General features: G+C 40.0%; 12 protein-coding genes. 6 read left to right on the forward strand and 6 right to left on the reverse strand.

The window, feature by feature from the left end:
* Positions 1-5: 5 nt before the first annotated feature.
* Entirely contained in the window at positions 6-599 is a 594-nt protein-coding gene (locus tag IGI42_RS00770; RefSeq protein ID WP_438713631.1) for an FUSC family protein, read from the reverse strand.
* A gap of 144 nt (positions 600-743) precedes the next feature.
* The gene (locus IGI42_RS00775) at positions 744-1,697 is read right to left on the reverse strand and encodes a Gfo/Idh/MocA family protein (RefSeq protein ID WP_438713633.1); all 954 of its coding nucleotides are present in this window, start codon (positions 1,695-1,697) and stop codon (positions 744-746) included.
* Between the two features lie 191 nt (positions 1,698-1,888).
* Between IGI42_RS00775 and IGI42_RS00780 the strand changes: the two genes are divergently transcribed.
* Genes IGI42_RS00780 through IGI42_RS00795 form a run of 4 tightly spaced genes read left to right on the forward strand, consistent with a single transcriptional unit; the run spans position 1,889 to position 4,563 of the window.
* Positions 1,889-2,422: a hypothetical protein gene (locus IGI42_RS00780; protein WP_438713634.1), complete on the forward strand. Its 534-nt coding sequence runs from the start codon at positions 1,889-1,891 to the stop codon at positions 2,420-2,422.
* A 16-nt stretch (positions 2,423-2,438) separates the two neighbouring features.
* On the forward strand, positions 2,439-3,218 hold the full coding sequence (locus IGI42_RS00785) for a M15 family metallopeptidase (RefSeq protein WP_438713636.1): 780 nt from the start codon (positions 2,439-2,441) through the stop codon (positions 3,216-3,218).
* Positions 3,219-3,227: 9 nt separating this feature from the next.
* Complete coding sequence (locus IGI42_RS00790; protein WP_438713637.1) at positions 3,228-3,842, forward strand: glycoside hydrolase family 73 protein; 615 nt, start codon at positions 3,228-3,230, stop codon at positions 3,840-3,842.
* Positions 3,843-3,882: 40 nt separating this feature from the next.
* On the forward strand, positions 3,883-4,563 hold the full coding sequence (locus IGI42_RS00795) for a hydrolase (protein WP_438713639.1): 681 nt from the start codon (positions 3,883-3,885) through the stop codon (positions 4,561-4,563).
* A 42-nt stretch (positions 4,564-4,605) separates the two neighbouring features.
* Here IGI42_RS00795 and IGI42_RS00800 read toward each other — a convergent pair whose 3' ends face one another.
* The gene (locus IGI42_RS00800; RefSeq protein ID WP_438713640.1) at positions 4,606-5,343 is read right to left on the reverse strand and encodes an HAD family hydrolase; all 738 of its coding nucleotides are present in this window, start codon (positions 5,341-5,343) and stop codon (positions 4,606-4,608) included.
* 223 nt (positions 5,344-5,566) lie between these two features.
* On the opposite strand from IGI42_RS00800, the gene IGI42_RS00805 reads away from it, so the two are divergent.
* Positions 5,567-6,073 (forward strand): pyridoxamine 5'-phosphate oxidase family protein, encoded by a 507-nt coding sequence (locus tag IGI42_RS00805; protein WP_438713641.1) that lies wholly within the window; start codon positions 5,567-5,569, stop codon positions 6,071-6,073.
* A gap of 72 nt (positions 6,074-6,145) precedes the next feature.
* On the opposite strand, the gene IGI42_RS00810 is transcribed toward IGI42_RS00805, so the two are convergent.
* Genes IGI42_RS00810 through IGI42_RS00820 form a run of 3 tightly spaced genes read right to left on the reverse strand, consistent with a single transcriptional unit; the run spans position 6,146 to position 8,510 of the window.
* A complete protein-coding gene (locus tag IGI42_RS00810) occupies positions 6,146-6,805 on the reverse strand; it encodes a hypothetical protein (RefSeq protein WP_438713642.1) in 660 nt (219 codons plus the stop codon).
* Positions 6,806-7,306, reverse strand: coding sequence for a nucleoside 2-deoxyribosyltransferase (locus IGI42_RS00815; RefSeq protein ID WP_438713643.1), 501 nt, complete (start codon positions 7,304-7,306; stop codon positions 6,806-6,808).
* Complete coding sequence (locus IGI42_RS00820; protein ID WP_438713645.1) at positions 7,293-8,510, reverse strand: GNAT family N-acetyltransferase; 1,218 nt, start codon at positions 8,508-8,510, stop codon at positions 7,293-7,295. The genes IGI42_RS00815 and IGI42_RS00820 overlap by 14 nt, the downstream gene beginning before the upstream one ends.
* Positions 8,511-8,662: 152 nt before the next feature.
* Between IGI42_RS00820 and lepA the strand changes: the two genes are divergently transcribed.
* A complete protein-coding gene (gene lepA / locus IGI42_RS00825) occupies positions 8,663-10,498 on the forward strand; it encodes a translation elongation factor 4 (protein ID WP_438713646.1) in 1,836 nt (611 codons plus the stop codon).
* The last annotated feature ends 206 nt before the right edge of the window (positions 10,499-10,704 follow it).

The following is a 10,704-nucleotide window of genomic DNA, read 5'->3' on the forward strand; positions in this document are numbered from 1 at the left end:
GAGGATCAGTCTTTTGACTGATCCTCTATTTGTTTTCGGACTTCTTCCAACATTTCAGATAATCCGACTTCTTTTTTCTTCAGTTCGACTAGGTCTTCTTTGATCTGTTTCTCTTTTTCAATCTTAGGTGGGGTGACAATCCCGTTTAAAGAAATGGCAATCACAGTTCCGATAAAGGTATCCAATACCCGGTTTAAGGCATAAATTGTGGACTCACCTTGAGGAATACTCAGAGAAATTAGCAGCATCGTGGCTATTGCTGATACAATACCAGGGTTATTGCCGATGCCGTCTGAGATGACAATAACTAAAATGACAAAAATTGGTAAAACAATTAATTCAACGTAAAAGTCATTTTCAAAAAAAGCTTGAATATAGAAATAGATTAAGGCGAAAAAACCACCAATCGAATTACCTAAAATTCGTGATCGACCAAAGGAAAAACTTGTATTTAAATCCTGACGTAAAGAAAAAACTGCTGCCAGCGCGGCGATTAAGGGACTGCCACGACCTAACAAATGAAAAAGAAGGATACAGATCATCACAGCCAGTGCTGTTTTAAATGTCCGCATCCCTAAACGGAAACGGCCAAAGTGCATGAGGGGCTCCTCCTTTTTTTCTTCTTATTATTAGTTTAACGGAATCTAGAGGAAAAAACTATATAAAAAGACGCAGAATCGTTCTCGAGTCCCGAGTGTCAGCTTTTTGCTCTAACAGTCGGGACTCGTTACAATTCTTGCGTCTTACTGGTTCCAGGCTTGAGTCATCTGATCCAGCAGATCAATCACGTCTTTAGTAAAAGACAGTGACTGGTTAGATAATTCGTTGTGAATCATTTTTACCATAGTTTCAATTTCATAGTTCATCGCTTTAGTAGAAGCTCCTGCTTCAATGAATTCTTTAGTGCCATCATTAAAGAAGACTTCTGCTTTATCTGCTCGAGGGTAATCATCAACGGTAATATAACCATTTTCAAAAGCAACAATTCCTTTTTTCGGCATTTTTGCCTGAAAGGTTAGACTAACAGAAGCGAGTTCATTTTTATCGTTTTTCAAAATGGTAATCGATTGTTCATCAACACCCGTGGAAAAAGGAATCATGGTAGAAGCAATGACTTTGGGCTGCTGGGACATAAACCAGCGCGCAAAGGATACTGCATAAGTTCCGATATCTAATAATGCACCACCAGCTAATTCAGGGTTAAAGAAGCGGTTCTTAGGGTCGGGTTCTTTGTAGCTGCCAAAGGGTGCTTGGATCATTTTCAAACTACCCAGCTTGCCTGTGTCCATCAAAGCATGCAGTTCATGATACAGAGGCATGTTGAAAATAGTCATAGCTTCAGCTAAAATCAGTCCTTTTTGTTCTGCTAGCTTCGTTGCTTCTTCTAGCTCTTGACGATTCATGGTAATAGCTTTTTCACATAGTACATGTTTTCCGGCATTTAATGCTTGTAAAATATGCTGAATATGTTGACGATTTGGTACAGCAACGTAGATAATAGAAATAGCCGGATCAGCCAGCATTTCTTCATAGCTGCCAAAGGCTTTTGGTAAATTGTACGTTTGGGCAAACTGCTCGGCTTTTTCCTGTGAACGTGAAGCACAGGCGGTTAATTTACTTGAGGTCTGGTTAAAACATTTTGCAAACTCATGGGCAATATGTCCTAAGCCGACAATGCCCCATTCAAGTTGTTCCATAATCATTCTCCTTTTTAAAGTAACGATGTAAGTACAATGTTATAATATCTTTGAGAGGCTTCAGAAACAAGCTTCTCGAATAACTTGTTCTTTCTCAAGTATAGCAATAATTCTTAAATTATTTCAATCATTATGGCAAAGCACTGTCTTTTTCAGCAACTATCAGTAAAATAATAAAGGAGGGATTTCATTTGAATCCAATTTATCTTGATTTAGTGTTAAACACGATTTTAGAGCAATTCCAATCAGAAGAAGATTTTTACCACAACTACTTAGGCATTGAAGCTTATCAATGGCAGCAGTGGAAGGAAGGCAGCAACAATCTCCCGCCAGAAATCAATCAAAAAATAAAAAATCTATTTAGTGACTATGAATGGATGCTTAGCCAAAAGGTGATTCGCCAAACATTTTTATTTCCAGAAAAACGGCCAACAGCTGTTGCTGAATACCGGGAAATGAAGACGATTGTCGCTCAAAAATGGATTGCTAGTGGTTTGGGTAAGGTAGAATTGATTCCCTACAAAAACAAAAACGATGAAGAAAAACAGGATTATATTGATTTACGCGTAACCATTGATTACGACAGCTGGGGCTACAATGATATTTTAAGCTTCCGTTTACCAGCTCGCATTCAGAACCAAATTGAAAGTTCTCAAAAACAGACAGCGTTATTAGATTGGGTCAATGAGAATTTGACGGAAACTTACACATCCTTAGAGGATTAATGAAAGGAATTTTTACTTGAAAAAAACAGTTGGATTACTTTCCATGATTGCAATGTTTGGAATGACTGGCTATTCATTATTTTATAGCAGCAACGATGCTAGAACAAATGCTGACAAAGTAACCGTAGCTTCGACATACTCCTTTAACCAATCATCAGAAGAGTCAAATAAGCCTAAAGATTTACCAGATGCTGATCCAGACGCGTGGAATTTAGTCTTGGTCGGACCTAAAAATGAAATTGAACAAGAAGTTGACGAAACACAATTGTCTACTTTATCCGACAATAGCCATCAAGTGGATAGCCGAATTGCTGCTGATTACGAAGCATTTGCGACCGCTGCCAGTGAAGCAGGGTATCCGTTAGTCATTGTTTCTGCGTATCGCTCAGTTGCCGCTCAACAAGAAGTGTTTAGTACCAACGTAAACAGTTTGATGAGCAGTCAAGGACTCACTGAAGCTGATGCAATTGCTAAGACGAAAGAAACGATTACTGAACCTGGATATAGTGAACATCATACTGGTTTAGCAGTGGATATCGTTGATCAAGAATGGTACAACACTTATCCCAATCAAGTATTAGATGCTTCTTATGGCAGTCAGCCTGGCGCACAATGGATCGCTGAGAATGCTCCTGAGTATGGGTTCATTATCCGCTATCCTGATGGGGAAGAAGACATAACTGGAATCACCTATGAGCCTTGGCACATTCGTTATGTAGGAAAAGAAAACGCTGAATACATTACGAAAAACAATTTAACTTTAGAAGAGTATTTGAAGTTATTGTCGTCAAATTAAGGAGGCACTATGCCGGTGAAAAAATATAAAAAACGAAAGCGCAAGATGTCTCTGCCTTATTTTTTTGCAGGGCTGCTGTTAATCGGCCTTGCTTTCGTTTTTTCTTTACATACGTTGTCAGAAAACACGATCGAGCAGGCTGCAACGAATGAACAATTAAGCAATGAAGAGTTCATCGCTCGTTTAGCTCCTCATGCAAAAGAGCTACAACAAGGTTACGGGATTTTGCCTAGTATTATTTTAGGACAGGCCATTTTAGAATCGAATTGGGGTCAGTCATCTTTAGCCAGCCAATACAATAACTTGTTTGGCATCAAGGCGTATGGCAACCAGCCTAAGGTAACTTTGGAAACACAGGAATATGTAAATGAAGCTTGGGTAACCATTCAAGGTGATTTTCGGGTTTATGATTCTTGGGAGGCTTCAATGGATGACCATACGTTGCTTTTTGTTAACGGAACTACTTGGAATCCCGGATTATACGAAAATGTATTAACTGCTGCCAACTATCAACAAGCAGCACAAGCCTTGCAGGATGCGGGCTATGCCACCGATCCCACCTATGCGCAGAAAATTATTAACGTGATTGAGACGTATAATTTGTCGCAGTATGATCAACCATAGTAAACTGGTTGTATAAGGTGTTGAGAGAGGAGGCTAATGTATGGAGAAGAATAACGTGAATGAGATTATGACCGAACTGCGTAGTGATATTGTTCGTGTTCCTAAGATAATTCACCAGGCAACTGGTTTGATGGTGTTTGGCAAACGAATCCGCTCGATTATCTTTACGACGGATATCGCAATTATCCGTAACACTGATGCAGATGCCGTCATTGCTGTTTATCCATTTACCCCACATCCGGCCATTACGAAAAGTATTATCGAAGCAGCTGATATTCCAGTATTTTCCGGTGTCGGCGGCGGTTTGACACACGGGCAACGTTCGGCTTTTATGAGTATATTTGCGGAAGCACAAGGTAGTTTAGGTGTGGTAGTAAACGCACCGACGCCAGTTGATACCATCAAAGCAGTTAATGATGTGATTGATATTCCCGTGATCAGTACCGTCACATCAGTTCACTCACCAATTGATGAGAAACTTGAAGCAGGTGTGGAAATCATCAATATTAGTGCTGCTAAGGATACGGTGGAAACAGTGAAATTCTTTAGAGAACGCTATCCTGATTTGCCAATTATCGCTACAGGTGGACCTGATGAAGCAACTATTAAAAAAACCATTGAAGCTGGAGCCAATGCGATTACGTATACTCCGCCAACTAATGGTGCGTTATTTAGTAAGAAGATGGAGAAATACCGTAAAGAAGAAATTGAGAACGAATAAAAAAGGGGGAACGACAGAAAAAGTCGTTTCCCTTTTTTTGAATTAAGCTTCAACTAATAAACGTTCTTTTTGAACCAGTTGCTCAATAGCGGGGAGTAACTCGTCAAAAGATGTAATCTCAACATCATGAATGGGTAACATATCGTCCGCTAACTGGCGTTGGCGATGATTGAACCACAAAGCCTGCCAACCGGCACTTTTTGAACCAACTACATCATTATCAAAATTATCACCAACGTAAAGTGTTTGTTCGGGAATTAGCTGAAATTGCTGTTCTGCTAATCTGAAGATCTCTTTGTCAGGTTTTTCATAACCAGAGGCTTGCGAAATAATAATGTGTTCAGGATTTACCCAGTTTAATAAATCCAACTGGACAATTTTTTTATGTTGATGATCAGTAGGACCATTAGTAATGATACCTAAAGTAATTTCTTGCTCTTGTAGAAAGTCTAACGTTTTTCGTACCTCTTGATGCATAATGATCCCATCAAGCTCTTCTTCATACACTTTTTGAAAGGTCAAGGCTTGTTCGTCGATGATTTCTGGATAATTCAATTCCTTCAAGGATTGGCAAATCCGATAATTTCTCATATAGGTTAAGGACCAATCACCGGAAATGACTTTGTTAAAATTCTCATCACTATGTACGCGAAACCGAATATACATAAAATGCATATCTTTCAAACGAACGTAAGGGAACACTCTCTGAATAGCATTGCGAAACGGTTGTTGCTGATCATAAATGGTATCATCCACATCAAAAATAATTGCATCAAGCAAAGTAAAAACACACCTTTCAGTTTGTTGGAATTTTCACGAATGTTTTCATGGATATTCTAGCTCAAAAAAAGCCGCTTGAAAAGGGCAAAAACCTTGATAAATAAAGGTTTTCTTTACTATATTTTATAAAGGTTGGTTTATCAGTTTTCAGTTTTTTTCACTTTAAAAAAGATTTCTTTTCAATTTCTAATCTTATATAATGAAGAGACAAAGGAGTGAGGGCATGCGCAGAAAAAAAAGACAGGTTACCGATCTGGATCGAATCAAAACGGTAGTAGAGGAATGTCAGGTTGTTCGAATCGCTTTTAACGGAGAAGACTATCCTTATATTGTGCCGGTAAACTACGGTTATCAATGGAATGAGGAACAGTTAGTCCTGTATATTCATGGGGCAACTGAAGGGGAAAAAATCAACCGCCTGCAGGCAGACAGCAAAGTCGCAATTGAAATGGATCACAAACATGCTTTAGTTGAAGGTGGACGAAAAGCGGAAAATTATTCCTATGCTTATGAAAGTGTGATTGGTTTTGGCGTTGCCGAATTGTTAGAAGATATAGAAGAAAAGCGTGCTGCATTGCATCTGTTGATGGATCATGCGGCCAAGGGTGTCGAGTTTGACGAAATTCCTGAAGGTATGATTAAACGAACTGAGATAATAAAAATTACTGTCAATGAATATACGATGAAAGAGCATGCACCAAAACATATGGATAAACCTGGTGGAGAATAACTTCACTAGGTTTTTTTAGGCAGAAAAAAATATCCATCCTCACTCAAAGTAGCAGAGGATGGAAACAACTATTTATTTTATTTTTCTTAAACGGTATTCTTCAAAATGGCCGGCGTTTCCTCTAGCCTGAACCGCCGCAAAGACCCCCATAATAAAGGCGCCAATTGTGTTCGTTAACAAATCCCCCATCGTATCCATCAAAGCGTCCCGACCGACTAAAGGCACACCACCGGAAGTCGCATAACGCTGAAGGTTCATATCTGCCACTGTGTCGCAGAGAAATTCCCAAAATTCCCAAAAAACGCCGCATAATCCAGCAAAGGCAAAGCCAAACAACAGGAATAGCCAAGGTGAGGTTTTGCTTATAGGTGCATCCTTCATAAAGAAGCCGATTAGTCCATAGCCGACGGCAGTTAAAACCATCGGACTTACGGCATGCAGGATTTTATCCCAATATGAAATCCTAGAAATCATGTGCAAAGAGGTTCCTAAAAAGACCGAGATCACTAGAAAGAACCAGTAAAAATAGACAATTTTCTCAGGAAGCGCCAGTTTGAAAAATTTCTGAACCAATTCTGGTAGAAAAATCAAAGCGATGCCGGCAATACATTCCACCACGAAAATAATTCCTTGCTGGGTGGAATATTTGCTGATAATTAGTTCGTAGATGTTATAGGCTAAGCAGATTAGACCGAATATGATTAGCCCGATTTGCAGCTTGCGATAGGTCATTTAATCCCTTCTTTCTAGAAGTACCCGTTTAATCGCATCCAGCATGGCATCTTCTGTCGAAACAACTTCACCGTTTAACTTTACTAGACCAACTGTGTACAGGTTCAAATAATGAAACTGATTTTCCGCAGGTGTTGCTAGAGCCTCCAGCTTTTGCGAGTTATCCGCACCTTGCTGACGGGTATCGGAATACAACGCAATTACGGGAATTCCTTTAGCATAAGCCACGCCAATCTCTGATGCAACGCCTGCATCAATGGTAATCCCATCTAAGACGGCTACCATCAGATCACTTTTCAAGACTTCCTCAGTGTCGGCCAAGGCGATCATTTTACTATCGGCATATGCGGACTTGTCATTTATTGCTTCATTTTCTTGCGGTAAGTAGACGGTAATCTCTGATGAAAGTGCTCGAATTTTTTTTACTAAGTATTCATTGTAACGCAGATCGCTTTGGGTAAACATTGGTCCAGCGAAATAAATATGATTAGAAATAGTCACTAAAATACGCCTCCATGTCAGGTAATGTTTCTTCTAATAATTGAATCGTTTCTTTGTCAGCTTCCAAACGCTCGATTCTTGCCAAGTAAGAAGCCCGACGATAATTCATCAGCATACAGCTCAGGGTTTGGATCGATAGCTTGACAGGATGCCCCACGGGTTCGTTGGACACCTGTAGTTGACCATTATTGTCCCAACTTATGCCAAAGATGCCATTGTTCCAATCAGCCACCGGATCGGTAACTTCAAAGTAAAATGGTTCTACCTGTTTAAAGAAAGGATATTCCTGCAAAAATTCTTTTACATCCACAATGCGTGCCATGAAATATGGGGCTATCGTTTCGGTGATTTCGCTGTCGTCTAGTAAGAAGGATAACGGTTCATTCTTGAAAATATCGCCCTTCACCCAGTAAATCATTGAAAAATGTGCACTGATAAAGTTCCATAGGCCATTGCGAGCCTCTTGATTCAAATAGAACATTTCTTTAATATGAAAAACTTCGTCATAAATCCAGTAAAAGAGCACTCCGGTGGGCTGACCGTCTTGATCGTAATAAATAGCGGCAATTCGTTCTTCTTCGTTTTCAAAACGCCAGTATTCTTCCCAGTTCAGTTCTTTACGAATCATAGCTCCGTGATTTTTTAAAGCAAATTCATCGTAAACCTTGTAGACATCCGGATCATCTACATCACGTCGTTCCACAATACCAGGCACATCCACTTGTTTAGGTAGTTGGGTATCTTTTACTTTAAAGCTCAGCTTATCCGACATAATCTCCCAGCCTTTACGTCGATAATAGGGAATATTATAAGGGTAAAGATATGAAATCCACTGTTTATCTTTACGCATTTCCACTAATGCTAGCTGAATCAAATCTTTCATTAATCCGTGATTGGCATATTCAGGATAAGTTCCTACACCTGTAACGCCACCCATCTGGAAAACTTTTCCGTGGATATTGACTTCACAAGGGTAGATCGCAATTTGGGATATCAAATTGTCATTATGGAACCAACCGAAAACTTTTGACTGCTCGAGTACTGGTTTTTTTGCCCGAACCATTTCACGTTTGTTTTCATAGCCACTGCTTTCGATATCTTCTTCAGTTACTTGAAATACATAACTCAGCAGCTCATCATACTGAGCAAGATATTTCTCACTAACTCGCCGCAGCTCCATCTCATTTTTCAACTCATGGTCCATTCTTTCATCTCCAAATTTAGTTTATAGAACAAGTATAGCAAAACCGACTTGATTTTTCTCTTACTAACGTTGAGAAATGGTAAAAAGCCTTTTTTTATCGTACAATCGTTGGTATAATGAGTGGTGCTGATTAAAAGAAATGAGGAACATCAATGAATATAGAACAAATGCAAGAAAGACAAAAGCAAATTCGAAACTTTTCGATTATTGCCCATATCGACCACGGCAAGTCCACCTTGGCTGACCGTATTTTAGAAAAAACCAATACTGTAAGTCTCCGGGAAATGCAGGATCAATTACTAGACTCAATGGATCTAGAACGCGAACGGGGCATTACGATCAAACTAAATGCTATCGAGTTGCAATACGATGCCAAAGATGGGCAAACTTACACTTTCCATCTGATCGACACCCCAGGGCACGTCGATTTCACCTATGAAGTATCCCGCAGCTTAGCGGCCTGTGAAGGGGCTGTTTTAGTCGTAGATGCGGCCCAAGGGATCGAAGCGCAAACCTTGGCTAACGTATACTTGGCATTAGATAATGATCTGGAAATTTTGCCAGTCATCAACAAAATTGATTTGCCAGCGGCGGATCCAGAGCGGGTACGTAAAGAGATTGAAGACGTGATTGGCATCGATGCAGAGGAAGCAGTGCTAGCCAGTGCTAAAACCGGTATCGGTATCGAAGACATTTTAGAACAAATCGTCGAAAAAGTACCGGCTCCAAGCGGTGATTTAACAGCACCGTTGAAGGCCTTGATCTTTGACTCGGTTTATGACAGCTACCGGGGCGTGGTGTTGAACATCCGAGTGATAGACGGCGTAGTGCGTCCTGGCGATAAAATTCAATTAATGAATAACGGTAAAACCTTTGATGTAACCGAAGTGGGCGTGTTCTCACCGAAGGCTATTCAACGGGATTATTTAATGGTAGGCGACGTTGGATATATCACTGCCAGCATCAAATCGGTTCAGGATACCCAAGTTGGGGATACGGTTACGTTAGCTAACAATCCGACACCAGAAGCATTGCCTGGTTATCGCAAAATGAATCCAATGGTATATTGTGGTCTATACCCAATCGATACTTCTCGCTACAATGACCTGCGGGAAGCTTTGGAAAAATTACAGCTGAATGATGCGGCCTTGCAATTCGAACCAGAAACTTCACAAGCTTTAGGCTTTGGTTTCCGTTGTGGCTTTTTAGGCTTGCTCCATATGGATGTAGTACAAGAACGGTTGGAACGGGAATTCAATCTAGAGTTGATCACTACCGCTCCTTCGGTAATCTATCATGTGAACCAAACAGATGGAACGAAGATTGTCGTGGATAATCCTGCCGACTTCCCAGATCCGTCAAAAATTCAAACTGTTGAAGAACCGTTCGTTAAAGCCAACATCATGGTTCCTAACGATTACGTTGGTGCTGTCATGGAGCTTTCTCAAAGAAAGCGTGGCGAATTTGTGACGATGGATTACTTAGATGATTATCGGGTAAATGTCGTGTACTTTATTCCGTTATCAGAAATCGTCTTTGATTTCTTTGATAAATTGAAGTCCAGCACCAAAGGCTATGCTTCGCTTGATTATGAATTGGCGGATTACCGTGAAAGCAAGCTAGTTAAGATGGATATTTTATTGAATGCTGAAAAAGTCGATGCACTAAGCTTCATTGTTCATAAGCAATTTGCGCAAGAACGTGGTCGGGCAATTGTTGAAAAACTAAAAACCTTGATCCCGCGTCAGCAATTTGAAGTGCCAATTCAAGCGACAGTTGGTACGAAAATTCAAGCTCGTACGGATATTAAGGCTTTACGGAAAAACGTATTGGCGAAATGTTACGGTGGAGATATTTCTCGTAAACGTAAATTGTTGGAGAAACAAAAAGTGGGTAAGAAACGAATGAAACAAATCGGATCTGTTGAAGTCCCTCAAGAAGCCTTCATGGCAGTGCTGAAAATGGATGAGGACGAACCGAAGAAGTAGCGTCGTTGCGACACTAAATCTGTTAGGTTAATAGTTAGAAGTTTGGAAAGCTAGACTTATTATTAAAATAGAAGTACAAAATGTTTCTGTTTGAGAGTTAGAGCTTTTCTTTTATGAATACATGTTTGACATTGAAGTAGCTGAGTATGTAACAAAATACTCAGCTTTTTTTTTGCGAAAAAAAGTCAGCCTTATACTGAAAAGAG

The organism is Enterococcus sp. AZ109 (assembly GCF_051714625.1).
GTDB lineage: Bacteria > Bacillota > Bacilli > Lactobacillales > Enterococcaceae > Enterococcus_A.